This window comes from Janthinobacterium sp. LPB2021202312-11-4 (genome assembly GCF_037049705.1).
GTDB lineage: Bacteria > Pseudomonadota > Gammaproteobacteria > Pseudomonadales > Pseudomonadaceae > Aquipseudomonas.
The window spans coordinates 65,018-89,385 of record NZ_JBAGKV010000017.1 but is presented as its reverse complement, the minus strand read 5'-3'; the positions used below and the strand labels follow the sequence as shown (position 1 = coordinate 89,385).

Annotated in this window: 23 protein-coding genes; 14 read left to right on the top strand and 9 right to left on the bottom strand. The window is 59.8% G+C overall.

Annotated features, from left to right (window positions below):
* Nucleotides 1-509 precede the first annotated feature (509 nt).
* Nucleotides 510-1,334, top strand: a complete 825-nt coding sequence (locus tag V5E99_RS18855) for a sensor histidine kinase (protein ID WP_499803788.1) — start codon at nt 510-512, stop codon at nt 1,332-1,334.
* A complete protein-coding gene (locus V5E99_RS18850; protein ID WP_499803787.1) occupies nt 1,331-1,990 on the top strand; it encodes a response regulator in 660 nt (219 codons plus the stop codon). The genes V5E99_RS18855 and V5E99_RS18850 overlap by 4 nt, the downstream gene beginning before the upstream one ends.
* Here V5E99_RS18850 and yegS read toward each other — a convergent pair.
* Nucleotides 1,974-2,891 (bottom strand): lipid kinase YegS, encoded by a 918-nt coding sequence (gene yegS / locus V5E99_RS18845; protein ID WP_499803786.1) that lies wholly within the window; start codon nt 2,889-2,891, stop codon nt 1,974-1,976. The two genes, V5E99_RS18850 and yegS, sit on opposite strands and share 17 nt — an antisense overlap.
* A gap of 307 nt (nt 2,892-3,198) precedes the next feature.
* Here yegS and V5E99_RS18840 point away from each other — a divergent pair, with 307 nt between their 5' ends.
* Nucleotides 3,199-3,393, top strand: a complete 195-nt coding sequence (locus tag V5E99_RS18840; protein ID WP_499803785.1) for a hypothetical protein — start codon at nt 3,199-3,201, stop codon at nt 3,391-3,393.
* 66 nt (nt 3,394-3,459) lie between these two features.
* Here the strand turns inward: V5E99_RS18840 and V5E99_RS18835 are convergent, their stop codons facing one another.
* Nucleotides 3,460-4,686, bottom strand: a complete 1,227-nt coding sequence (locus tag V5E99_RS18835) for a molybdopterin molybdotransferase MoeA (RefSeq protein ID WP_499803784.1) — start codon at nt 4,684-4,686, stop codon at nt 3,460-3,462.
* Nucleotides 4,670-5,209 (bottom strand): molybdenum cofactor biosynthesis protein B, encoded by a 540-nt coding sequence (gene moaB / locus V5E99_RS18830; protein ID WP_092279602.1) that lies wholly within the window; start codon nt 5,207-5,209, stop codon nt 4,670-4,672. The genes V5E99_RS18835 and moaB overlap by 17 nt, the downstream gene beginning before the upstream one ends.
* Nucleotides 5,210-5,290: 81 nt before the next feature.
* Between moaB and mobA the strand changes: the two genes are divergently transcribed.
* Nucleotides 5,291-5,893, top strand: a complete 603-nt coding sequence (mobA, locus tag V5E99_RS18825; RefSeq protein ID WP_499803783.1) for a molybdenum cofactor guanylyltransferase MobA — start codon at nt 5,291-5,293, stop codon at nt 5,891-5,893.
* 77 nt (nt 5,894-5,970) lie between these two features.
* Nucleotides 5,971-6,192 carry a YgdI/YgdR family lipoprotein gene (locus V5E99_RS18820; protein WP_499803782.1) on the top strand — a complete coding sequence of 74 codons (222 nt, stop codon included), beginning with the start codon at nt 5,971-5,973 and terminating at the stop codon, nt 6,190-6,192.
* A 77-nt stretch (nt 6,193-6,269) separates the two neighbouring features.
* Here V5E99_RS18820 and V5E99_RS18815 read toward each other — a convergent pair whose 3' ends face one another.
* The 3 genes from V5E99_RS18815 to V5E99_RS18805 all read right to left on the bottom strand — a co-directional run bounded on the left by V5E99_RS18815 (nt 6,270) and on the right by V5E99_RS18805 (nt 7,940).
* Nucleotides 6,270-7,160: a pseudouridine synthase gene (locus V5E99_RS18815; RefSeq protein ID WP_499803781.1), complete on the bottom strand. Its 891-nt coding sequence runs from the start codon at nt 7,158-7,160 to the stop codon at nt 6,270-6,272.
* A gap of 71 nt (nt 7,161-7,231) precedes the next feature.
* Complete coding sequence (locus tag V5E99_RS18810; protein WP_192227859.1) at nt 7,232-7,552, bottom strand: transcriptional regulator; 321 nt, start codon at nt 7,550-7,552, stop codon at nt 7,232-7,234.
* Nucleotides 7,553-7,703: 151 nt separating this feature from the next.
* Entirely contained in the window at nt 7,704-7,940 is a 237-nt protein-coding gene (locus V5E99_RS18805) for a glutaredoxin family protein (protein WP_499803780.1), read from the bottom strand.
* A gap of 212 nt (nt 7,941-8,152) precedes the next feature.
* Between V5E99_RS18805 and V5E99_RS18800 the strand changes: the two genes are divergently transcribed.
* Nucleotides 8,153-9,865: a cation:proton antiporter gene (locus V5E99_RS18800; RefSeq protein WP_499803779.1), complete on the top strand. Its 1,713-nt coding sequence runs from the start codon at nt 8,153-8,155 to the stop codon at nt 9,863-9,865.
* On the opposite strand, the gene V5E99_RS18795 is transcribed toward V5E99_RS18800, so the two are convergent.
* The gene (locus tag V5E99_RS18795) at nt 9,862-11,070 is read right to left on the bottom strand and encodes an ammonium transporter (protein ID WP_499803778.1); all 1,209 of its coding nucleotides are present in this window, start codon (nt 11,068-11,070) and stop codon (nt 9,862-9,864) included. The genes V5E99_RS18800 and V5E99_RS18795 overlap by 4 nt on opposite strands.
* Before the next feature lie 306 nt (nt 11,071-11,376).
* Between V5E99_RS18795 and V5E99_RS18790 the strand changes: the two genes are divergently transcribed.
* From V5E99_RS18790 to V5E99_RS18755, 8 genes are all read left to right on the top strand, one after another.
* Nucleotides 11,377-11,691: an ElaB/YgaM/YqjD family protein gene (locus V5E99_RS18790; protein WP_201191240.1), complete on the top strand. Its 315-nt coding sequence runs from the start codon at nt 11,377-11,379 to the stop codon at nt 11,689-11,691.
* 1 nt (nt 11,692) lies between these two features.
* Nucleotides 11,693-12,082 carry a phage holin family protein gene (locus V5E99_RS18785; RefSeq protein WP_499803777.1) on the top strand — a complete coding sequence of 130 codons (390 nt, stop codon included), beginning with the start codon at nt 11,693-11,695 and terminating at the stop codon, nt 12,080-12,082.
* The gene (locus V5E99_RS18780; RefSeq protein WP_499803776.1) at nt 12,079-12,420 is read left to right on the top strand and encodes a hypothetical protein; all 342 of its coding nucleotides are present in this window, start codon (nt 12,079-12,081) and stop codon (nt 12,418-12,420) included. Before V5E99_RS18785 ends, V5E99_RS18780 begins: the two co-directional genes overlap by 4 nt.
* 134 nt (nt 12,421-12,554) lie before the next feature.
* Nucleotides 12,555-13,718: an EAL domain-containing protein gene (locus V5E99_RS18775; RefSeq protein WP_499803775.1), complete on the top strand. Its 1,164-nt coding sequence runs from the start codon at nt 12,555-12,557 to the stop codon at nt 13,716-13,718.
* A gap of 70 nt (nt 13,719-13,788) precedes the next feature.
* Complete coding sequence (locus V5E99_RS18770) at nt 13,789-15,120, top strand: deoxyguanosinetriphosphate triphosphohydrolase (RefSeq protein WP_499803774.1); 1,332 nt, start codon at nt 13,789-13,791, stop codon at nt 15,118-15,120.
* Between the two features lie 354 nt (nt 15,121-15,474).
* Nucleotides 15,475-16,101, top strand: a complete 627-nt coding sequence (locus V5E99_RS18765; protein WP_499803773.1) for a response regulator — start codon at nt 15,475-15,477, stop codon at nt 16,099-16,101.
* A gap of 71 nt (nt 16,102-16,172) precedes the next feature.
* Nucleotides 16,173-19,754 (top strand): transporter substrate-binding domain-containing protein, encoded by a 3,582-nt coding sequence (locus V5E99_RS18760; protein WP_499803772.1) that lies wholly within the window; start codon nt 16,173-16,175, stop codon nt 19,752-19,754.
* Nucleotides 19,755-19,803: 49 nt separating this feature from the next.
* On the top strand, nt 19,804-22,749 hold the full coding sequence (locus V5E99_RS18755; RefSeq protein ID WP_499803771.1) for an HD domain-containing phosphohydrolase: 2,946 nt from the start codon (nt 19,804-19,806) through the stop codon (nt 22,747-22,749).
* 135 nt (nt 22,750-22,884) lie between these two features.
* Here V5E99_RS18755 and V5E99_RS18750 read toward each other — a convergent pair whose 3' ends face one another.
* Together V5E99_RS18750 and V5E99_RS18745 are read right to left on the bottom strand one after the other, a co-directional pair.
* On the bottom strand, nt 22,885-23,367 hold the full coding sequence (locus tag V5E99_RS18750; RefSeq protein WP_499803770.1) for a GAF domain-containing protein: 483 nt from the start codon (nt 23,365-23,367) through the stop codon (nt 22,885-22,887).
* A complete protein-coding gene (locus tag V5E99_RS18745) occupies nt 23,364-24,254 on the bottom strand; it encodes an ATP-binding protein (RefSeq protein ID WP_499803769.1) in 891 nt (296 codons plus the stop codon). Before V5E99_RS18745 ends, V5E99_RS18750 begins: the two co-directional genes overlap by 4 nt.
* Between the last annotated feature and the right edge of the window lie 114 nt (nt 24,255-24,368).

The window sequence follows — 24,368 nt, the reverse complement described above, 5'->3', positions numbered from 1 at the left end:
GCAACTTAGCACTGCCTGGTTTTTGCTTATTGCATGAAACGAGTTCAATAACTTGACCGTGCATGTCGCAATTGAATACCGCATACCGGCCAACGACAACTCCACAGCCTTAATTATTTATCCGACCATTTTGCTGCGACAAACCCAAACTTTTTCCATTATGGAACTAACGTCCAGAAGTGATTAATCCTGACCGCATGGACATATATACCAAACGCGACCAACGGTATGTTAAGTGGTATTATGCCGCCCATTAGTTGGCTTCAATTAATAGCAGTGTGCTTCCAGACGTGCGCGGCCCAACAAACTTGAAGGCCGGATGTGGTGCATTGATTTGACCCGTTGAAGTCGGTTTTTTACCTGATCGTTTTTTCAGACAGAGACCCGTCAGCCACCATGACCGGTCTACCCGCAGCGAACATCCATTGGCTCCATCCGCTATGTACGCCAGCCTCAAGTCACTCACCACATGGCCCCCCTCCCGAGAAAACGCGCGCCGGTTCACGCTGTTGCTGTGTACCTGCTCGGCGCTTGGCAGCCTGCTGGTCTATGGCCTGTCCGCGCACCTGCCACTGGGTTTGCTGCTACTGAATCTGGCTGCGCTGGCTTGTGTCTGGGTGGGGCATCGCCTCTCGCGAAAATCGATCAAGTTTCAGCCCCAGGAGTTGGCCGACCGACTTCTGGAAGTCCAGGAAAACGAACGCCATCGACTGAGCCGGGAGTTGCACGACGACATCGGCCAGTTGCTGACGGCAGCAAAACTTCAAAGTGAATGGCTCAAACGCCGACTGCCCGAAGACCTGCAAGGCCAGTGCTCGGTGCTCTGCGACACCTTGGAAGAAACCCTGACCAAGGTGCGCGACGTCTCGGCCATCCTCAATCCGCGGCAACTGACCAGTCTCGGGCTGGAAGCCAGTCTGCGGGCACATTTGCTCAAGACCCTGGCCAACACCCCGGTGCACTGGAGCCTCGACTGCCATCAGCGATTGACCGGCATTCCGGAAGAAATGGCCGTGGCAGCCTTCCGCATTACCCAGGAAGCCGTGACCAACATACTGCGCCATGCCGAGGCCCGGAACTTGCTGGTGCGCGTGCAACGTCAACCGCAAGGCCTGACGCTGCTGATCAGCGATGATGGCCAGGGCTTTGCGCCTGCGGCAAACCCTGGGCGTGAGGGACAACGCGGTATGGCCGGGATGTCGGAACGGATCGAGCAATTGGGCGGTACATTGACCGTGACCAGCGAGCCGGGCAACGGCACCCGAATCGAAGCACTTTTCCCCTGGGCGCCCCGCGCGCTCGAACGGGCCAGCACGAATAAGGTTCTGCGTTGACTTGTAACTTACTTCTGGTGGATGACCACTCGCTTATCCGGGCAGGCGTGCGCGCCCTGGTGCTGGATATTCCCGGCTACGCGGTAGTGGGCGAGGCCAACGACGGCTCGCAACTGCTGGAGATGGTCGAGCAACTGTCGCCGGACATTGTCCTGCTGGATATTTCCATGAAGGAAACCAGTGGCCTTGAAGCCTTGCAGCGCCTCAAAAAGGTTCGCCCGCAAAGCAAAGTGCTGATCCTGTCGATGCACACCGACCCGACGCTGATCATGCAGGCGCTGGAATCCGGCGCCCATGGCTATTTGCTCAAGGACACCACGGCCACCGAGCTCGAACACGCCCTGGATGCCTTGCGCAACAACGAACGCTACTTGAGCCCGGCCATCGCCCACACGGTGATCAACCAGGCGCTGACCCGCACCCAGAAGAACCAGCCGGACATTTCGGATTCCCACAACCTGACGGCGCGCCAGCTGGAAATCCTGCGCCTGATCGTTCGCGGCAAATCCACCCGGGAAATCGCCAATGGCCTGGGCCTGAGTATCAAGACCGTCGAGACCCACCGCTCGCAGATCATGAAACGCTTGCAGATCTACGATGTGGCGGGCCTGGTGCTGTTCGCCGTGCGCGAACAGATCATCAGCCTGGACGATTGACCGCACCCGAGCCGCCCAACAGCGGCGAGTTCGTCGGCAAATGCACCCGCAACGCCGCCGGACGCGCCTCGAAACGCAGGCTGTCGCCTTCCAGCGGTTCACCATCGAGGTTGATATGCAGGCCTTCCGAGACCTTGATCTCGACCCACGGCAAGCGCGCTCGCACAAACATGTTGTCGATACCGAAGCCATCGGCCAGCAAGCTTTTCAAGGTGCCGACCACTTCCTGAGGGGCGGGCAGAATGCTGATATCCAATAGGCCATCGTCAACCAGGGCCTCGGGGCACAGCGCACGACCGCCGCCAGCCTGACGGCCATTGCCGATCCCCAGCGCCAGCAGCTCGCCACGCCAATGAAAATCCGGCCCCTGCAATTCGCCATAAGCCGCGTGCAACTCACTGAAGCGCGATAAACCGGTAAACAGATAGGCCGCGCCGCCAAGGACTTTTTTCAGGTCCTCCGACGTGTTGGCCGTGACGTGACTGCCAAAACCGCCGGTGGCCATATTCAGAAAAACTTGCCCGCCGACCTCGCCCAAATCGATGGCGATCGGGGAACAGTCCAGCAACTCCAAGGCCTGTGCAGGCTCCAGCGGCACGCCGGCCGCGCGAGCAAAATCGTTGGCGGTGCCCAGAGGCAGCAGCACCAGGCTGGCCTCGGTGGAATGCGCCGCCATGGCTTCCGCGATGTCGCGCAAGGTGCCATCACCACCGCCGGCAATCAATTGCGTGTAACCCGCCGCCAACGCCTCCTCCACCAGACGCCGGGCGTCGCCAGCCTCCCAGGTCAGCCGAACGGCCAGTTCCCAGCCCTGATTGCGCTTGGCTTCGACGGCCGCGCGCACCTCCTCGTTGAGTGCCTGCTTACCATGCAGAATCAACAGCGCCTTGCGCTCACTCATTGCGATCACTCCCATGATTGGCATTCGTATGGGAGATGTTGACCCCTCAGACACCGAAAAAAGTCGGCAAAATTTGAATTAATTCAAAGTCACGACAACCCGGCGTCCTACAGGGCGGTATTTTTTCTTACAACACATACGGAATCGGCTCAATTGACCGAGTCGGGCGATTGAGACACCTTGGAGGCCTGCGGCTTCAATCACCTAAAAACCCACACACAAGGATGTGCACGCAATGAATGGAAACGCCTTAAGGGCTCATCAGACTGACTTCAAAAACAGCACCAAACCCACTGGAGAAGTTGATATGGAACCTCGCGTCATTGAACTGGAGACCCACCTCAAGTACATCCGCCGAGACATGGATGAAGTGCGCGGCGACGTCAAATCCATCAAGCACCGACTGGCCTACTCGGCCGGTGCCACCGCCGTGGTGCTGGGACTTCTGGGATGGGTCGCCAACAGCCGGTTCGAGCAAGTCGTGACACTGCTGACCCATTGAGCGCAATGGCCGAATGCAAGACCCGGCTCGATCAACCGGGCTTGCGTGGCCTGCCGATGACAGATTTCAGCCCAAGACTTCACTCAACGGGATGAAGTGGACGTTATCGCCCTCGATCAGCGTGCGGTCTTCCAGCACTTCAACCAGGCCTTCGGCCCAGGCAGCGCTGCGCAGGACGCCAGAACTCTGATTCCGGTAGATGATGGCCCGCCCATTCTCGAGACGACCGCGCAGGTACTCTCGTCGATTGCCGGCCTTGGGCCAGACAAATCCTGCCGGCACCTGGAATTTCAGCGGTTCGACGTCTTTGACGCCCTGGCGGCGCAAAAGATAGGGGCGAGTCAGCAACGCAAAGGTCACCAGCGTTGAGGCCGGATTCCCCGGCAAGCCAATCACCGGCACGCCGCGAAAATGTCCGAACGTCAGCGGTTTGCCGGGCTTGATGGCGAGCTTCCACAGTGCCAGTTCGCCCTCTTCGCGCAAGGCAATCCCCAGGAAATCGGCTTCGCCCACGGACACCCCGCCGGTAGACAGGATCAGGTCGACATCCGACAGCTCGCCCAGACGAGCGCGGGTCGTCGCCAGATCATCCACCAGAATGCCGGCATCAATCACCTCGCAACCCAAACGCTGCAACCAGCTGCAAAGCAACACCCGGTTGCTGTTGTAGATCTGCCCTGGCCCCAATGTCAGGCCCGGCTCGACCAGTTCATCACCCGTCGACAGGACTGCGACACGAACCTTGCGCACCACGTCCAGCTCGGCGCATCCCAGTGATGCTGCCAGCCCCTGTTCGATGGGGCCAAGGCGCGTGCCCGCCGACAAGACCAACTCACCGACCGTGGTTTCCTGGCCTTGGGGGCGAATGTTCATGCCAGGGGTCATGGTCTCGATGAAACTTACGCGCTCATCCGGCTGGACTTCGGCGTTCTCCTGCATCTCGACGCAGTCGGCTCCGGCAGGCACCGGCGCACCGGTGAAGATTCGTGCACAAGTCCCTGGCTGCAACGGCTGCGGCGCCTGGCCAGCGAAAATCTTCTGACTGACCACCAAGGGTTCCCCGGTCCAGTCGGACAGGCGCAACGCATAACCGTCCATGGCACTGTTGGGCCAGGGCGGCAGATCCAATGTCGAGATCAGATCGTCTGCCAGCACACGGCCCTGAACCTGCGCCAGCGGCAAGCGCTCTCGTTCGCGAATCGGCGCAGCTTCGGCCATTTCCAGCAAGCGTGCCAGCGCCACTTCGACAGGCATCAAGCTACCGGTCTTGCCGGGCTTACCCGCGGGATTCACAGGGTGCCGCCTGTTTCAGATGAGGGACGAAATTGCACGGACGGTGCCGCGAATCCAGCTGCTCGGCGAGAATGCCATCCCAACCGGTGCGTACGGCATTGGTCGAACCCGGCAAGCAGCAGACCAGCGTGCCGTTAGCCAAACCGGCCAGCGCCCGGGACTGCACGGTGGAGGTGCCGATGTCCGCTACGGAAATCTGCCGGAACAACTCACCAAAACCATCCACCTGTTTATCCAGCAGGCAACTCACCGCTTCCGGCGTGCTGTCACGGCCGGTGAACCCGGTGCCGCCAGTAATCAACACCACCTGCACCACATCGTCGGCAATCCAGGTGGCGACTTGCGCGCGTATTTTGTACAGGTCATCTTTAAGCAGCACCCGTGCCGCAAGGTTATGACCGGCAGCGCTCAAACGATCAACGAAGACCTGGCCGGAGGTATCGGTTTCCAGGGTACGGGTATCGCTGACAGTCAGCACCGCGATGTTGAGCGGCGCGAAAGGTACATCAGCCTTGGCTTTCATAGGCTCGTCCAGTTGTAGGGGAAACAGCCCGGTGTTATATCACAGCGCCTCATTTTTTCGCCGCCCCCATGGAGAGCTGCCATGACTTCAACGACATCTTTGCCGCCCTGTTCAATTCTGCTCCTGGCGGGTGGGCGCGGCCAACGCATGGGGGGCCAGGACAAGGGCTTGATCGAGTGGCACGGCGAACCGTTGATTGCGTACCTTCATCGCAAGACCCGTGCGCTGAGCGATGACCTGATCATCTCCTGCAACAGAAATCAGGAACACTACGCGCCTTACGCCGATCAACTGGTGGTTGATGATCACGCTGGCTTTCCCGGGCCGCTGGCCGGTATTCGCGCCGGTCTGAAGGCCGCACGGCATGCCCATCTGCTGGTGTTGCCCTGCGATGTGCCGCGTATCGATGCCGCCCTGCTTCAAGACATGCGCGAAACTGCCGCCCAGCACCCGGATAAACCCCTGATGCTGCGCCACGGCGACCATTGGGAACCGTTGCTATGTGTCATCCCTGTCGCCCTTTCACCCGCGTTCGAAAACGCCTGGAACGAGGGTGAACGCAGCCCCGGTCGAATCATGCGGCAGCTAGGCGCCACGGCCCTGCAATGCCCCGACAACGATCCGCGCCTGGCCAACCTGAACACGCCCGAACTGTTAAGTGCGCACAACAGTGTGTCAGACTGACACGAGAAGGAACTTGCGCGCGTCGCATACGTCTACAAGCTCAGTAACCAAAAGAATTCATATTCGGAGACACACTCATGACTCAACGGACCCTCGCCACTTTCATGCTCGCACTGGGCCTCGCTACCCTCGCCGGTTGCGCATCGCCGACAGTGATCACCTTGAATGACGGTCGTGAAATCCAGGCCGTCGACGCGCCTAAATTCGATTCCGAGTCGGGTTTCTACGAGTTCGAACAACTGGACGGCAAGCACACCCGCGTCAACAAGGATCAGGTTCGTACCGTTAAAGAGTTGTAATCTTTACGGCACCAACCGGATACAGAAAAGCCCGCATTGCGGGCTTTTTCGTGTCCGGAGGAACGTGTCGCGGCTGATCACCACTGCAAGGTGATGCTACTTTCGAAGCTGCGCTCCTGACCGGTGACCGGGTCGACAAACCGCAGCCCCTGAGCCAGCAGTTTCAAAGGATTGGCGTAATCATCCTCGACGTCCTTGAGCACATGCGGGTAGAACGGATCATTGCAGATACTGGCGCCCAACGCGGTCATGTGTACCCGCAACTGGTGCTTCTTGCCCGTCACCGGGTAGAGCCCGTAACGCCAGAGCTCGCCATTTTTCTCCCGGACCTCGACGGCCGTTTCGGTATTGCTGACACCAGGTCCTTCCTGCATGCGGAAAAACGGTTCGCCATCGACCAGCCGACTTTTATGGACCAGCGGAAACGCCAACCCAGGCAATTCCCGGGCAATGGCTTCGTAGCGTTTTTCAATCTGCCGCGTCGGAAACAACGACTGATAGGCCGAACGCGTCTGGGGGTTCGCCGAAAACAGCACCAGCCCCGCCGTATGCCGGTCGATGCGATGCAATGGCACCAAGTGCGGGTTATCCAGGCGCCGGATCAGCCGGCGCAGCAGGGTTTGCTCAACGTATTCGCCTGCCGGGGTCACGGGCAGGAAGTGCGGCTTGTCGGCCACCACCAGATGCTCGTCGGCGTACAGGATCGACTCGAGCACCGGGATTGGCTTTTCGTCCGGCACTTCGCGGAAGTAATGAATCCGCAGGCCTTCCTTGTAGGGCAGGTCGAGGGTAATCGGCAGGCCCTGGCCATCAAGGACGCGACCGCGAGCGATCCGGTCCAGCCATTGTTCACGATCGATGGCTCTGAAATGCTCGCACAGGCAATCGAGCACGGTCTGCCACGGGCCAGGTGGCAAGTAGAGGGTGCTGGCCTGGCTGTGTGCGGCGGAAAAAGATGAAGTGGACATACGAAAGCTCTAACCCTCAATGCAGGGCGGCATTATCCAACAGCGACCGAAACGAACCTAGCAGAGAATCCTCAGGCGGGGATCGATTGAGTCCGCGCAGCGGCTTCGGTGAATTCCTTGAGCCAGCGCAGCACATCCACCGCCTCCCAGCGACCCGGATCATAAAGCGCATACAACAGGCCCTGATAACCCACGACATCCAGCTGCCGGTGATAACCCGCACGCTGGAACAAGGCTTCTATTTCGGCGAAACAGGTATTGAAATGCAGCTTGTTGAAGGGCGTCTTGCCTTCCGTGACCAGGCCATCGAGACGCAGTTCGAGGACCGCCTCGCGTACCACGTCGACCGACATCCGGTTCACACTGTTCTTCAATTGTTCGACATTGACCATGGTTTATCCCCCTGACTAGCGGGATCACCTGCCCAAACCCGGAATAGGCGGACACATGGCAGGCAATCCGAATAACTGTACGGACATACAGTAACCGAATAACCCGCTTTTCGCCAATGGCGGAACACAACACCGCGACGGATGGGGGCACTTAGCGCAAGAACGCCACGACCTGCTCGGCATCAAAAGGCCAATCGAGTTCAGCGCCGTTATCCAGACGCCGCAGCACCGGGATGCGCAGGCCGTAGTCCTCGACCCACCTCTCGTTTTCCGCGATATCGACCAATTCCACCAACAAACCGTGCTCGACCAAAGGCATCAGTTCTTCTTCGGCAACTTCACACAGATGGCAACCCAGGGTGCCAAACAGCTGACATTCAGGAGGCATGACAACAGACCTTTCAAAGTAGGCGTCCATTCTAGGCCCACAAAAGCGGTCGGGCCAATGAGCGCCGGCCTGGAGGCGTCGCCCCGACCGATTTCAAAAGGTTTCGGCAATTTCCTGACGTATATCATTTGCCCCGATTGCCCTTTACGCGATGCTCTGGACTTTTTTTGCCTCTACGCTTGAGTAGCTCGAACCTGTGACCGGAGTTTTTTGTGTTTGCCAACCTGTTGATCATCCTCGCCTCCTCCCTGGTGGTGATTGCCCTGTTCCGGCGCCTGCGCTTGCCGCCGGTGCTGGGCTACCTCTGCGTGGGGCTGATGGTCGGGCCTACCGCGCTCGACTGGGTGAATGAAAGTGAAGAACTGCCAGACCTCGCTGAACTGGGCGTGGTGTTCCTGCTGTTCTCCCTGGGGCTGGAGTTTTCCCTGTCGAAGATGCTCACATTGCGGCGGGTGGTGTTTGGCCTCGGCAGCTTGCAGGTGTTGGTTTCCGGGATGTTGCTGGGGTCGTTGTTGATGTTGTTTGGCATGTCGACGACTCCAGCATTGTTGCTCGGCGCCGGTCTGGCGTTGTCGTCCACGGCAATCGTCAGCAAGGAGTTGGGCAGCCTCGGGGAGATTTTCAGCAGTCACGGCCAGAATGCCATCGGCGTGTTGCTGTTCCAGGATGTGGTCGCGGTGTTGCTGTTGACTCTGGTGCCGGTGTTCGCCGGCAGCAGTGATCAAGCCTGGTATTGGGCGTTACCGCTGACACTGGGCAAAACCGTGCTGCTGTTTGTCGGTCTGCTGCTGGCCAGTCGCTGGTTGCTGCCCCGGTTGTTCCAGGAAGTGGCCGCGTCCCGTTCTGCGGAGCTTTTTGTGCTGCTGGCCCTGGTGATTGTGCTGCTGACCGCCTGGTTGACCCATCTGCTCGGCCTCTCCCCCGCCCTCGGTGCCTTCCTGGCCGGCATGCTGCTGGGGGAAAGCCATTATCGGCATCAGATCGAGGCCGATATCCGCCCATTCCGCGACATTCTGCTTGGACTGTTTTTTGTCAGCATCGGCATGCTGATCGACTTGCAGCTATTTGCCAGCCACGGCCTGCTGATCCTCGGTTTGACCCTCGGGTTGCTCTTGATCAAAGGCAGCGTCGTGGCGCTGCTGGTCAAATGGCGCGGCAGCGATGGCGAAACAGCCTGGCGCAGCGGCTTGGCTCTGGCCCAGGGCGGCGAGTTCTGCTTTGCCTTGATGGCGCAAATGCAGCAACACAAACTCATGCCTGCCGATCTCGGCGGCCTGCTGCTGGCAGCGACATTCTGCTCGATGCTGGTCACGCCATTGTTGCTGCGTGCCGCGCCGCGCATCGCTGCCCGCCTGCATCGCAAACCCAACGAAGAAGCGAAACTCGAGGAAATCAGTGCGCTCAACGCCGGGCTGCAAGGTCATGTGGTGATTTGCGGTTACGGTCGTGTGGGGCAATCCATCGGGCGGTTTCTGCACAACGCACAACAAACCTACATCGCTCTGGATAACGATCCCGTTCGGGTTCAAGAAGCCGCTGCGGGTGAAAGCAGCGTGCACTACGGCGACTCACGCCGTGGCGAACTGTTGGTCGCCGTCGGGTTGGAGCGAGCCCGGTTACTGGTGATCGCCGTGGACAATACCGACATCGCACTACTGATCCTGAAAGAAGCACGCCGATTCAACCCGAGCGTGCCGATTCTGGTGCGTACCCGGGATGACAGTCAGTGGGCCGAACTGAAAGCGGCCGGCGCCAGTGAAGTGGTGCCGGAATTGCTGGAGTCGAGCCTGATGCTCGCCTCCCATGCGCTGATCATGCTCGGCTTGCCGGCGCATCAGGTTCAGGAACGGGTCGATCAGGTTCGACACGACCGCTACAGCCTGCTGCACCGGTTTTATCCCGGCGCCGAAGATGAGGAAAACTAGTCCTGGCTCACGGCGCCGATCTTGTGCACCGACAGGTCCGCGCCGTAATACTCTTCTTCCTGACTCAGGCGCAAACCATGGAAGGCCTTGATCGTGCCATACACCGCAAAGCCACCGGCCAATGCCACGACCACACCCAGCGAGGTGCCGATCAACTGGCTGATCAGGCTCACCCCGCCCAGGCCACCCAACGCCGTCTGGCCAAAGATGCCGCAAGCGATCCCGCCCCACACGCCGCACAGACCATGCAACGGCCAGACACCCAGCACATCGTCGATACGCCATTTGCCCTGAGCGGCGGTGAAGCACCAGACAAACAATGCCCCGGCAATCCCCCCGGTCACCAAAGCACCCACCGGATGCATCAGGTCGGAACCGGCGCAGATCGCCACCAGCCCGGCCAGCGGGCCGTTATGCAGAAAGCCCGGGTCATTGCGCCCGACGATCAACGCCGCCACGGTGCCGCCGACCATGGCCATCAACGAGTTGACCGCCACCAGCCCGCTGACGCCTTGCAAGGTCTGCGCGCTCATGACGTTGAAGCCGAACCAGCCGACAATCAAAATCCACGAGCCCAACGCCAGGAACGGAATACTCGACGGCGCAAACGCGACCAGTCGGCCGTCGCGATAACGCCCTTGCCGTGGCCCCAGCAGCAACACCGCCGCCAGCGCCAGCCAGCCGCCCATGGCGTGGACCACCACCGAGCCGGCGAAATCATGGAAACTGGCGCCAAAGCGCTCCAGCAACCAGGCTTGCAAACCAAAGTTGCCGTTCCAGATCATGCCCTCGAAAAACGGGTAGATGAACGCCACAATCAGCGCCGTCGCGCACAATTGCGGAACGAACCGTGCACGCTCGGCAATGCCACCGGAAATGATCGCCGGGATCGCCGCCGCGAAAGTCAGCAGAAAGAAGAACTTCACCAACGCGTAACCGTGATCGGCGTTAATGACCGCCGCTGGTTGCATGAAAGTGACGCCGTAGGAAATCCAGTAGCCTATAAAGAAGTAAGCCAGGGTCGAAATGGCGAAATCGCTGAGGATCTTCGACAAGGCATTGACCTGGTTCTTTTGGCGAACCGTACCGACTTCCAGAAACGCAAAACCGGCGTGCATGGCCAAGACCATGACCGCGCCGATCAAAATGAACAACGTATTGGAGCTATGGACCAGACTGTCCACAGCGCTTTGCAGATTTTCCATGGGGTTGGCAGACCTGAAGGCTAAAAAAGCACCAAAGCAGTTCGCGCAGATAATCCATGCACCAAGTTGCGGCTTGCCGGACCCAAGACATCGATCCTGATGAACCGCTTTGGCGCACAAGGCCGGAACCTTTGCGCGGGTTTTGATTGTTTGAGTTATGGTTTCGCTCAAATCATGCCCAGCAACAGCGCAACCGCGCTGGCTGACGCACCACGACATAGCAAAAGTTGTACCAGTCATTTGTACTGAACCTTCGCCCAAGGCTCATACTCGAACGCATCAGAAGCCACTTACGGAGATCCACCCATGGCCAGCATCAAGGCAAAGACTGCTCAAGAAATCCTGATGAACGACTTTCAGACCCTGGTCAGCGACACCGAACGGTTGCTGGAACACACCGCCTCCCTGGCCGGCGATCAGGCCGATGAGTTGCGCGACCAGATCCACGACAGCCTGTTGCGCGCCCGCGAAACCTTAAAGCTGACCGAGGAATCCTTGCGTGATCGCGGTCAGGCAGCGGTCACCGCCACCGAGGATTACGTTCAGGCCAACCCATGGCAATCGGTCGGCATTGCCGCCGGCGTGGGTTTCCTCATCGGCCTGCTAGCCACGCGTCGCTGATATGTCTATCGGCGAATCCGGCTCGTCCGCGACGGGCACCAGCGCTACAACGCGGCGCCTGGGTGCCGCATTTTTAGGGTTGCTGCACAGCCATGTCGAACTGTTCGGCATCGAATTGCAGGAACAGAAAGCACGCACCGTCAGCCTGCTGCTCTTTGCAGGCCTGGCGCTGGTCTTTGCCCTGCTGTTGCTGGTGGGGTTATCGACACTGGTGATGATCGTGTTTTGGGACACCTATCGCCTGGCAGCGATTATCGGGCTTTGCGTGTTCTACACACTGGCCGCGATTTTCTGCGGGATGCGGCTTAAAGCCGCTGTGTTCGATGAGTCCTCGCCCTTCCACGGCACCCTTGAAGAATTGGCCAATGATCGGGAGCGCCTGCTGCCATGAGCCTGCCTGAACTGCCTCACAACAGCACCCGCGCCGAAATGCGCAAGGCATTGATCCGTCTGCGCATGGAAATGCATCGCCAGGAAATCCGCCAGGAATCCCGGCAACTGCTGCAACCTCTGGAGCGCGTGCGCGGGATGACGCAAAACCTGCAGGACGGCTTCGGCATCAAGCATGCACCGCTCTGGGGCATGGCCGCCGTCACCCTGCTCGGTTTTCTGACCGGCAAGGGTGCAAAGAGCGGCGGCGTCAGCAGTATCACTCGCCTGGTTCAGCTCGGCACCAGTCTGGGGCCGCTGATCAAACTGGTGATGCAAGGCTCTGCGCGCAAACCGTAAACACTGACCGGTCATTATCTGGCTGCATTCTTGCAATACCACCGGGATGAACCTCTTTATCGAGAGGTTCGATCCTGCGTACGTACCCGGCGACAGGCTTTATCCAAAAAACAAGACCTTACTAAGGAGGCCTCGTGATCGACGGGCAACCGCTCGCCTGCTTTCAGCCGTTCATCGATACCGCCACTGGCCGTATCGCCGGCGTCGAGGCATTGGGTCGACTGCGTCAGGCCGATGGTCAATTGACCTCCGTGGGGCCTTTGTTCGCCGACCCGCGTACACCCGCCATCGCCCTGCGTCGTCTTGACCGGCAAATCCGCGATAACGCCCTCAGCCGTTTCCACGAAGCCCCGGCGGACTGGTTTCTGAGCCTGAACATGTCGCCGCGCTGGATCAGCCGCTTACGCCCGGACCAGGCCCTGCCGAGCCTCAAGCAGTTACTCAAGCATGGTGTCGACCCGCAACGCATCGTTTTCGAAATCACCGAGCTGGGTGGCGACAGCCAACGCCTGGCCGAGGTGGTGGCACGCTACCGTCAGGCCGGCGCGCGGATTGCCATCGATGACTTCGGGGCCGGTTACTCGCAACTCGATCGCGTTCTGGCCCTGCAACCGGACATTCTCAAACTCGACATGCGCCTGTTTCAGGCCGCCGCCCTCGGCGGGCCGAGCAGCGAAGTGGTCAAGGCCCTGGCGCAAATGGCCGAGAAAACCGGCTGCTGGATCATCGCCGAAGGGGTGGAAACCGAGGCCCAGCTGAATTTCGCCTTGGAGTGCGGTTCACGCTACGTGCAGGGCTTTCTGTTCGCCCGGGCACAAACCGAGTTCTTCGCCAGCGATGCCTTTGTCGAACAGTTCGCGCAACTGCGCCAACGCTATGTCCAGCGCAAGCTCATCGAGCGCGGTCAACTGATGGTCATGCGTCGGCAACTCAGTGAGTTGATGGCGATCCTGCAAGACTGGGCCCAGGCCCGCGCGCCCCTCAGCGCTTTGCCGCAACTGGATGCGTTTCCCTGGCTGTTACGCTTCTACCAGTGCGACCGTCACGGCACGCAACTGACGCCAAACCTGGAATGGCGCAATAACCGTTGGGAGGCCGACAACCGCTATCTGGGCCACAACTGGTCCTGGCGCCCGTACTTCTATCACTTGCTGGCCGAGGGCTGGGACGAGCGACGGCTGACCCTGTCCAACACCTACCGCGATGCCACCAGCAACCAGTACTGCCTGACGGCCGGGCAGTTTTTCGACAATGGCGAACGGCTGCTGCTCATCGATATCGACGCCGCCGGGCTGTAGTTGTGCTTGCAGGCACTGAGGCGAACCGGGAAGCTAGGCCCCATCAGTCACTTGACGGAGAGAACCAGCCTTGGATTGGCAAACCCTGCTTACCCGCGAACGCCTCGGAAAGCCTCTGCACAGCCCGGAAGAACTCGGCCGCAGCCCTTTCCACAAAGACCACGACCGCATCATTTTCTCCGGAGCGTTCCGCCGCCTGGGGCGCAAGACCCAGGTCCATCCGGTCTCCAGCAACGATCACATCCACACGCGCCTGACCCACTCGCTGGAAGTCAGTTGCGTCGGCCGTTCCCTGGGGATGCGCGTCGGCGAAACCATCCGCAGTGCCCTGCCCGACTGGTGCGATCCGAGTGACTTGGGGATGGTTGTGCAGTCGGCGTGCCTGGCCCATGACATCGGCAATCCGCCGTTCGGTCACTCTGGCGAAGACGCGATCCGTCACTGGTTCCAGCAAGCCGCCGGGCGCGGCTGGCTGGATGCAATGAGTGAGGTCGAGCGCAATGACTTCCTCAATTTCGAAGGCAACGCCCAAGGCTTTCGCGTGCTCACCCAGCTGGAATATCACCAGTTCGACGGCGGCACCCGACTGACCTACGCCACCCTCGGCACGTACCTGAAATACCCGTGGACGGCCAAGCACGCCGATTCTTTGGGCTACAAAAAGCACAAGTTCGGCTGCTATCAGAGCGAACTGCCGCTGCTGGAACAGATCGCCCACAAACTCGGCCTGCCGCAACTGGAAGAACAGCGCTGGGCCCGGCATCCGCTGGTGTACTTGATGGAAGCCGCCGATGACATCTGCTACGCGCTGATCGATCTGGAAGACGGCCTGGAGATGGACCTGCTGGAATACGCCGAAGTCGAATCCCTGCTGCTGGACCTGGTGGGCGACGATATTCCGCAAACCTATCGCCTGCTCGGCCCGCAGGACTCGCGCCGACGCAAACTGGCGATCCTGCGGGGCAAAGCCATCGAACACCTGACCAACGCTGCCGCCCGGGCGTTTGTCGAGCAACAGGACGCGTTGCTGGCCGGCACCTTGCCCGGCGACCTGGTGGAGCACATGCACGGCCCGGCCAAGCGCTGCGTACTCAATGCCAAGGACATGGCGCGTAAAAAGATCTTCCAGGACAAACGCAAAACCCTGCATGAGATCGGCGCCTACACCACCCTGGAAATCCTGCTCAACGCTTTCTGCGGCGCGGCGCTGGAACAGCACAACGGCCGCACACCGTCGTTCAAGAGCCGCCGGGTCCTGGACCTGTTGGGCAACAACGCGCCCGATCCCCACGGCCCTTTGCATACCTCGTTCCTGCGCATGATTGATTTCATCGCCGGCATGACCGACAGCTATGCCAGCGAAATGGCCCAGGAAATGACCGGTCGTTCGGTCCACGGCTAAAAACCAGCGGATCAGCCGTGTCAGGCTCTCCTGAGCGGCTGATCTACAGGTTCCCAACGGCGCACACCGGCACAACTAACGCGCGCCGCCCCCTACAAACGCCAACAAACTTCCGACACGTTTGAAACAACCTCATTTACAGCGTGTAACTTGCGATGTAAACCTCATCCTTCTCCGAGTTCACCATCAGAACTTTCACATTTCTTTATCCAAAACCCAGTTGATACGTAGTCCTTTTCTTTTTCTATTGTAGGAATCGTCTTGTATTGCTGCTGCGACCCCGTCAGTTCATACGCCCTCTCAACTAACTGAGCTAAGGTGCGCGCTTTATTCGTGCTTGTATGGGACTTGATTATGAACTCCGTTTTTATTGTCGACGATCACCCCGTCATTCGCCTGGCTGTCCGGATGCTGCTGGAGCATGAGGGTTATAAGGTCGTGGGCGAAACCGATAATGGGGTCGACGCCATGCAGATGGTCCGTGAGTGCATGCCCGACTTGATCATTCTCGACATCAGCATTCCAAAACTCGATGGACTGGAAGTTCTCGCTCGTTTCAATGCCATGACCATCCCCCTGAAAACACTGGTGCTTACAGCGCAATGCCCGACATTGTTCGGCATCCGCTGCATGCAATCCGGCGCATCAGGGTATGTATGCAAACAGGAAGACCTGAGTGAACTGGTCAGCGCCATCAAGGCCGTTCTTTCCGGTTACAACTATTTCCCGAGCCAGGCCTTGAACCCCGTGCGCCCGGACGACGAGCGCTACGCGGAACTTGAACTGTTCAAGTCCGTCAACGACCGAGAATTGATGGTATTGCAACTGTTTGCCCAAGGTCGCACCAACAAGGAAATTGCCAAGGGTATGTTTCTGAGTAACAAGACCGTCAGCACTTATAAGAAACGACTCATGCAAAAACTCAAGGCCAAATCCCTGGTAGCGCTTATCGAGATGGCAAAACGTAACGCGTTAGTGTGAGAGACAGGATGCCCCGTCGCATAAAGGACTATCTAATAACATTGAGCGCAGGCTTGTGCCTGAGCACTTCAGTGTCCGCAGCCCACGCTGGCGCCGACAACTTCAGCCTGCTCAGCCGCGCCACGGTCGGGCACCTGGAAGTCCAACTGGATAAATCACAACGCCAGTGGGCGAATAACAAACGGGAACTGATTCTCGGCACTTCCGCCCCGGACTACCCACCGTTCGACCTGACCGTCAGTGGCCATGACTACGAAGGCTTCACGGCGGACTACGCCGGGATTCTCGGTCAGGTCATCGGATTGCCCATCAAGGTCCAGCGCTTCACGTCACGCAATGCCGCCATCGAAGCGCTGGAAAAAGGCGAAGTCGACCTGCTCGGCACCTCCAATGGTTTCGAAGCCCATCATCCCGACATCGAGCTGTCTGCGCCCTATGCGGCGGATCAACCGGTACTGGTGACGCGCGAGGGCGAAACCCGCTCGCTTGCCGATGGCCTCGCCGGGCTGCGGCTGAGCATGGTCTATCACTATTTGCCGCTGGACGAGGTGAAGGCGCTGTATCCGCAGGCGATCATCACTCCCTACCCGTCCTACCAGAATGCCCTCAACGCGGTGGCCTTCGACCAGGCCGATGTCTTTCTCGGCGACACCATCTCCACCCATTACATGATCAACAAGGGTTATCTGAACAACGTTCGCATGGCCAATTTCGGTAAACACGAGGCCCACGGCTTCAGTTTTGCCGTGCACAAGGACAACCCGGCCCTGCTGCAGATCATCAATGCGACACTCAAGGCCATCCCCGCCAGCGAGCGCGAAAACATCGCCAAGCGCTGGAGCGCCGGCAGCGACATCCTGCTCACCGATCACAAGCTGCAACTGACGGAACGCGAGCAACGCTGGCTCGCGCAACACCCGGTGGTGAAAGTGGTGGTCAACGAAGCCTTTGCGCCGCTGACGTTTTTCGACAGCGACGGCAACTTTCGCGGCGTCACTGCCGACCTGCTTGAACTGATCCGGTTGCGCACCGGTTTGCGTTTCGATGTGCAACGCAGCCGTGGCGACAATCAAATGATCGCGCTGGTCAAAGACCATCAGGCCGACTTGATCGCCGCACTGCTGCCCAGCCCCCAACGGGAGACCCAGCTGAATTTCAGTCGTCCCTACCTGGAAAACTCCTTCGTGCTGCTGACGCGCAAGTCCGCCGACAGCCCCGCCAACCTTGAACAACTGCAAGACAAACGCCTGGCCATCGCCCAGGGCAATCCGCTGGTGGACTACTTGCGCCAGACATTTCCGCGAATCCAATTGATTGAAACTCCCGACACCTTTCATGCCGTAGAGCGGCTTGCCGAAGGGCAGGTAGAGGGCGCGGTGAATTCGCTGGTGATCGCCAACTACTTTATTTCGTCGCGAATTTTTGAGCACAAACTGCAAATCAGCACCACCATCGGCACCCAGCAAGCGGCGTTTTCCATGGCCACGGCCCGGGGCGCGACGGAGCTGAGTTCGATCCTCGACAAAGCACTGCTGAGCATTGCCCCCGAAGAGTTGGGGGTAATCAACAGCCGCTGGCGGGGCTACTCGGCGGCCTCGGAAAAGACCTGGAACAACTTTCACCGGGTGTTCTATCAAATCGTGATCGGCGCCAGCGTGTTGCTGCTGATTTCCATGGCCTGGAACGCCTGGATGCGGCGCCAGATCAAACAGCGTCAGGCCGCCGAGCGGGCGTTGAACGATCAGTTCGAATTCATGCGTTCGCTGGTCAACGGTACGCCCCACCCGATTTATGTGCGTGATCGCCAGGGCCTGCTGCAAAGCTGCAACGACAGTTACCTGGAGGCTTTCCAGGCGAAACGTGAAGACGTGATCGGCAAAAGCATCATGCAAGGCAAGATGAACAACGCCTTCGAAGCCCGGGAATATCAGGCGGACTATCAACGGGTCGTGGCCGAGGGCACCCCGCTGATCCTCGACCGCCCGCTGCACATCGGTGGCCGGCGGCTGACGATTTACCACTGGATTCTCCCTTACCGCGATTCCAGCGGTGAAGTGCAAGGCATCATTGGCGGCTGGATCGACATCAGCGAACGGCGACAACTGTTCGACAAGCTGCGGGCCGCCAAAGAGCAAGCCGATGAAGCGAACCGGGCCAAAAGCACGTTCCTGGCGACCATGAGCCATGAAATCCGCACCCCGATGAATGCAGTGATCGGCATGCTTGAACTGAGCCTCAAGCGCCTGGACCAGGGTCATCTGGATCGTTCGTCCATCGAGACCGCCTACAGCTCGGCGAAAGACCTGCTGGAGCTGATCGGCGACATTCTCGATATCGCCCGGATCGAATCCGGGCACCTGAGCCTGAGCCCCGAGCGGGTCAACCCCGGGGACATCGTCGCGTCGGTGGTGCGGATTTTCGACGGGCTGGCCCGGCAGAAAAACCTTCGGCTGCTGCTGACATTCAACCCGCCCCCGTCCCCCGTCGATGTAGTGCTGGACCCGCTGCGCTTCAAGCAGGTGCTGTCCAATCTGGTCAGCAATGCGATCAAATTTACCGAGCAAGGCGAAGTCAGGATCACCGTCGATTTGTTCCCCGCCGATGAAGCCGGGCAGGCGCAGATGCAAGTGCAAGTCCAGGACAGCGGCGTCGGCATCAGCGCACAGGATCAACAGCGTCTGTTCCAGCCGTTCGCCCAGGCCGACAATACTTGCCAACTGGCCAGGGGCGGCGCCGGGTTGGGGCTGGTGATCAGTCGCAGCCTGTGCGAAATGATGGGCGGCCACCTGCAACTGAGCAGTCAACCGGGCGTCGGCACCCTGGTCAGTGTTTCCCTGCAACTGGCCACGCTGCCACCCGAGCAGGCCCGGGAACTGAGCGAGCCGCGCATCCTGACCGGCGCCCCGCCGCTGAGCGTTCTGGTGGTCGATGACCATCCCGCCAATCGATTGCTGATGTGCCAGCAACTGGAATACCTGGGGCACCGGTTTACCGGCGCCGATGATGGCCGCGCCGGGCTGAAAGCCTGGAAAAATGGCGCGTTTGACCTGGTGGTCGTTGATTGCAACATGCCGATCATGAACGGCTACGACCTGGCCCGCGCCATTCGCCAGCATGAACAGCAACATCAACAGCCGCCCTGCACGGTCCTGGGATTTACCGCCAACGCACAGCCGGAAGAAGTACAGCGCTGCAAACTCGCCGGGATGAATGATTGCCTGTTCAAACCCCTGAGCCTGACGGTGTTGAGCCAATGGGTCGAAGGGCTCGGCCCGCCCCTGCGTCAGCCGCCCTTCAATCTGGAAGGGCTGGACCTGTTGACCGGTGGCAACCCGGAGCTGGCTGGACGCCTGATGGCCGAGTTGCTGAGCAGCAGTCGCCTGGATCGCCAGGAGTTGCTGGCGTTATCCGCCGATGAAGATCCACAGGCCCTGATCGATGTCGCACATAAAATCAAAGGCGCGGCCCGAATTGCCCAGGCCAGCCGATTGATCGAATGCTGCGAGGCCCTTGAAAAAGCCTGCCATGACTCAGCCCCCACGCGGGTCGTCACCCGCTGCAAAAACGCCATGGATCAGGCCATGCTCGAACTGGAGCAGGCGTTGATGCAACAAATTGGTCTCAACGACGACAGCAGAATGACCGAGCCTTAACTATGCTTGGACGCTGAGCAGTGTGTTTACCACTATGGAGAGACCCGTAATGCCCAGCCCACTGCGCCCGGATCAACGCCGTTTCCCCCTGCACGTCCATATCAGCGTCATGTTCACTTTCCTGCTGTTGCTGACCGGCGTGGTCCTGGGCCTTTTCAATTACCGGCAAACTACGCAGATCATCCTGACCAGCAGTGAAAAACTCTTCAATCGCATAGAGCAGGATGTGCGCCTGGACTTGCAGTCCACCTACGAGCCGATTCGTCACCTGCTGAGCCTGCTGGCCGACACCCCGGCCACCCAGGCCCCGACACTTGAGCAGCGACTGGCGCTGCTCAAGCCGTTCAGCCAGTCGCTCAAGGACAACCCCAACCTCGCCTCGTTGTACCTGGGCTACGGCAATGGCGACTTTTTCATGGTCCGACCGTTGCGCACCGCTGAGCTCAAGGCACTGCTCAAGGCCCCGGACACCGCGGCTTATCAGGTGTGGAGCATCGAACACCACGACGGCGGCACGCCAGTCGTCTCCCAATCGTTGTTTTATGACCAGGCCCTGAACCTCATCAGCCGTCAGGCCATCACCGACGAAACCTACGATCCCCGGACCCGCGCCTGGTTCACCAGCGCTCGGGCGGATGCAGACCAGATCACCACCGAACCCTACATTTTTTTCTCCACCCATAACGTCGGCACCACCCTGGCCCGGCGCAGTGGCGATGGCGCGGTGATGGGCGCCGACCTGACCCTGGCCGAACTTTCCGCGACCCTGGCCAAACACGTGGTCAGCCCGAGCACCGAGATCGTGCTATTCGATGCTGAAGGCAATGCCATTGCCTACCCCGACAGCCGCAAATTGATCATCGATGACCAGACCGCGCGCCTGAGCAAAGCCGCCGACTTGAGTCCGGCCCTCGGCGCCCTGCTCTCCCGGCCGCCCGAAGGCAATCGTCTGGACGTCGGCGGTCGTCAGTGGATCGTCGCCCTCAGCCGTATGCAGGAAGGAGGACCGCAGGGGCTGCAATTGGCGTTGTTGGTGCCTGAGGATGAACTGCTCGTCGACGCCTACCGCATGCGCTGGCAAGGGGCGCTGATTACCCTGGCCACCTTGCTGCTGTGCCTGCCGCTGGGTTGGCTGACGTCGCGAATCCTGGTCAAGCCGCTGCATGCCCTGGTGAAGGAAGCCGATGCGATTCGCAGTTTCGATTTTAATTTCCCGGTCAGCCGTCGCTCGCCCGTGCTGGAGGTCGATCAGCTCAGCGTATCGATGGCGCGGATGAAGGACACCCTGGGGAGTTTCTTCCAGATCACCGACAGCCTGTGCGCTGAAACACGCTTCGTCCCGTTGCTGCAACGGGTGCTGTTCGAAACCGTGAAAATCGCCCAGGCCCAGGCCGGGCTGATTTACTTGCGCGAAGGTGACGGCGAGCGCATGGAACCCCACGGTCTGGTCATCAACGGTACGTCCCAGGCCTTGTCGTCGTTCGACATTAAAGGCCACGCCTGTCAGGACCCGCAGAGCCCGCAGTGGTTAACGCAACTGGTAAATGCCGACAACGTAGTCAACAGCCTCGGTTTTGAACAGGCAGGAGACTTGCAACGGGTCTTTATCGCCATGGAGAGCCCACGGGTGCACCTGATCGGCATACGGCTGCGCAACCGCCATAACGAAACCGTGGGCCTGTTGATCCTGCTGCTGGCGGACAGTGGCAACCAGAGCGACCTGGAAAAACTGCGCCCGGATCGCATCGCGTTTCTTCAAGCGGTGTCCGGTGCAGCGGCGGTGAGCATTGAAAGCCAACGGCTGCAGGCCAAGCAAAAACAACTGCTCGATTCGTTCATTCAATTGCTGGCCGGCGCGATCGACGCCAAAAGCCCTTACACCGGCGGCCATTGCCAGCGGGTGCCGGCCCTGACGCTGATGCTCGCCCAGGCGGCCGCCACCAGTCAGGACCCGGCGTTCAGCGGCTACCACCCCACCGAAGATGAGTGGGAAGCCCTGCACATTGCGGCCTGGCTTCACGATTGCGGCAAAGTCACCACACCGGAATACGTGGTTGATAAAGCCACCAAACTGGAAACCCTGAACGACCGCCTCCACGAAATCCGCACCCGTTTTGAAGTGCTCAAGCGCGATGCCTGGATCAACTATTGGCAGGCCATTGCCCTCGGGGGCGACGAGCAGCACCTGGCCGAACTGCGCAATGCGGTGCTGGCAGGACTGGACGATGACTTTGCGTTTGTCGCCCGTTGCAACCTGGGGGGCGAGGCCATGGCCGAGGCCGACCTCACGCGTCTGAACACCATCGCCCAACGCACCTGGACTCGGACCCTGGATGATCGATTGGGGGTCTCCTGGGAAGAAAATCGCCGTCAGGCCCGCACTCCGGCGCCGACGCTGCCGGTCAGTGAACCGCTGCTGGCGGACAAGCCCGAACACCTGTTCGAACGCGCCGAGGCGGAGCTGATCCCGGCCGACAATCCCTGGGGCTTCAAACTCGACGTACCGCCGCACAAATACAACCGTGGCGAGCTCTACAACCTGAGTATTCCCCGGGGCACCCTGACGCGCGAAGAACGCTACATCATCAATCACCACATGGTGCAGACAATTCTGATGCTCAGTCACCTGCCCTTCCCCGGGCACCTCAATAACGTCGCGGAAATCGCCGGCGGCCACCACGAAAAAATGGACGGTACCGGGTATCCCAAGCAGTTGAAGCGCGACGACATGAGCCTGCCAGCGCGGATGATGGCGATTGCCGATATTTTCGAGGCGCTGACCGCAGCGGATCGGCCTTACAAGAAAGCCAAATCGTTAAGTGAAGCGCTGGGCATCATGGCGACGATGTGCCGTGACGCCCATATCGACCCCGAGCTATTCGGGCTGTTTATCAACGAGCAGATTTACCGGCAATACGCCGAGCAATTCCTCGATCCGAAACAGATCGATGCCGTGGACCCGGCGAGCCTGCTGGTGAAGGCAGGCTTGCGCTGATCCCACGCAAGCCATGTGGGAGCGGGCTTGCTCGCGAAGGCTGACTGACATTCAACATTGAGGTTGGCTGATACATCGCTTTCGCGAGCAAGCCCGCTCCCACAGGTTGCTCACTTCACTGATGGGCAGACCTGATCAGCAATCGGTCAGGCGCAGGAAAATCGCGGCCAGTTGTTCGATGCCGGCCTGATCGTCCTGGGTAAAACGCGCCAGCTTCGGGCTGTCCAGATCCAGCACGCCGATCAATCGGCCGTCCTTGACCAATGGCACTACAAGTTCGCTGTTCGAAGCGCTGTCGCAGGCGATGTGGCCAGGGAACGCGTGAACGTCCTCGACCAATTGCGTCTGCAACGTCGCCGCCGCTGCGCCACACACGCCGCGACCAAACGGAATCCGCACGCAGGCGATCTGCCCCTGGAACGGGCCCAGCACCAGCTCTTCATTACGATTGAGGTAAAAACCCGCCCAGTTCAGGTCATCGAGCTGGTTGTACAGAAATGCCGAAAACTGCGCAGCGTTGGCGATGAAGTCGCGCTCATCCGCCAGCAGCGATTCCAACTGTGCCCATAGCATGCCGTAGCCTTCGAGACCCTGGCCGCTCTGTTTTAAATCGATCATGCCTTGTGCTCCAACAGCTTGAGTCCAACCCAATAGCGTGCAAATTGATAGGCGCAACGCCCATTGCGATTGCCCCGACCGGTCGCCCAACGGACGGCCAGGATGTCCAGTTCTTCAGTGCGCTGCCAAGTGAGGCCAGCCTTGTCGGCCAGTTGCCCGATCCAGTGTTCGACCACGTTGAGGAAGTGTTCCTGAGTAAACGGATAGAACGACAGCCACAGGCCGAAACGGTCCGACAGTGCGATCTTGTCTTCCACTGCTTCGCTGGGATGCAGTTCGCCGTCCACGCGTTTCCAGTTCTCGTTGTCGCTTTCCTTTTCCGGCACCAAATGGCGACGGTTGGACGTGGCGTACAGCAGAACGTTGTCCGGCGCCTGTTCCAGCGAGCCGTCGAGCACGCTCTTGAGTACGCGGTAATCGCCTTCGCCCGACTCGAACGACAAGTCATCACAGAACAACACGAAGCGCTGAGGCAACTTGGCGATTTGTTCAACGATGCGCGGCAAGTCCGCCAGGTGATCCCGTTCGATCTCGATCAAGCGCAAACCGACCGCAGCGTGTTCGGACAGCAACGCGCGCACCAGCGAGGATTTGCCGGTGCCACGGGAGCCCCAGAGCAGCGCGTGGTTGGCCGGCAGGCCGTCGATGAATTGCTGGGTATTGCGGCCCAGTTGTTCCACTTGGCGGTCGACACCGATCAGGTCGGTCAGGCGCGTGTCGAGGCTGACTTGCAGCGGCAGCAGAAAACCGCTGCGGCCCTCACGCTGCCAGCGCGCGGCCAGGCAATGCTTCCAGTCGATGGTTTGCCGAGGGGCCGGCAACAGGGGTTCGATACGGGCCAGAACGGCATCGGCGCGTTCAAGAAAAGCATTCAATCGGGAATCCACGTCTTCTCCTCGGGCACGTTTCACAGTAATGATGACGATACGGCAACTTACAACCACCGGCGCCCCTCAATCGGGGCGCGCGGGAACATCGGTATCCATGCATGATCGACTATG

What these genes read in the sequence shown, in the direction of transcription:
- V5E99_RS18810 (WP_192227859.1), bottom strand. Translation starts at nt 7,552, where the DNA reads ATGGTCAATGTCGAACAATTGAAGAACAGTGTGAACCGGATGTCGGTC.
- V5E99_RS18765 (WP_499803773.1), top strand. Translation starts at nt 15,475, where the DNA reads ATGAACTCCGTTTTTATTGTCGACGATCACCCCGTCATTCGCCTGGCT.
- mobA (WP_499803783.1), top strand. Translation starts at nt 5,291, where the DNA reads ATGACTTCAACGACATCTTTGCCGCCCTGTTCAATTCTGCTCCTGGCG.
- V5E99_RS18750 (WP_499803770.1), bottom strand. Translation starts at nt 23,367, where the DNA reads ATGATCGATTTAAAACAGAGCGGCCAGGGTCTCGAAGGCTACGGCATG.
- V5E99_RS18795 (WP_499803778.1), bottom strand. Translation starts at nt 11,070, where the DNA reads ATGGAAAATCTGCAAAGCGCTGTGGACAGTCTGGTCCATAGCTCCAAT.
- V5E99_RS18790 (WP_201191240.1), top strand. Translation starts at nt 11,377, where the DNA reads ATGGCCAGCATCAAGGCAAAGACTGCTCAAGAAATCCTGATGAACGAC.
- yegS (WP_499803786.1), bottom strand. Translation starts at nt 2,891, where the DNA reads ATGAGTGAGCGCAAGGCGCTGTTGATTCTGCATGGTAAGCAGGCACTC.
- V5E99_RS18780 (WP_499803776.1), top strand. Translation starts at nt 12,079, where the DNA reads ATGAGCCTGCCTGAACTGCCTCACAACAGCACCCGCGCCGAAATGCGC.
- V5E99_RS18820 (WP_499803782.1), top strand. Translation starts at nt 5,971, where the DNA reads ATGACTCAACGGACCCTCGCCACTTTCATGCTCGCACTGGGCCTCGCT.
- V5E99_RS18785 (WP_499803777.1), top strand. Translation starts at nt 11,693, where the DNA reads ATGTCTATCGGCGAATCCGGCTCGTCCGCGACGGGCACCAGCGCTACA.
- V5E99_RS18840 (WP_499803785.1), top strand. Translation starts at nt 3,199, where the DNA reads ATGGAACCTCGCGTCATTGAACTGGAGACCCACCTCAAGTACATCCGC.
- V5E99_RS18815 (WP_499803781.1), bottom strand. Translation starts at nt 7,160, where the DNA reads ATGTCCACTTCATCTTTTTCCGCCGCACACAGCCAGGCCAGCACCCTC.
- V5E99_RS18805 (WP_499803780.1), bottom strand. Translation starts at nt 7,940, where the DNA reads ATGCCTCCTGAATGTCAGCTGTTTGGCACCCTGGGTTGCCATCTGTGT.
- moaB (WP_092279602.1), bottom strand. Translation starts at nt 5,209, where the DNA reads ATGAAAGCCAAGGCTGATGTACCTTTCGCGCCGCTCAACATCGCGGTG.
- V5E99_RS18755 (WP_499803771.1), top strand. Translation starts at nt 19,804, where the DNA reads ATGCCCAGCCCACTGCGCCCGGATCAACGCCGTTTCCCCCTGCACGTC.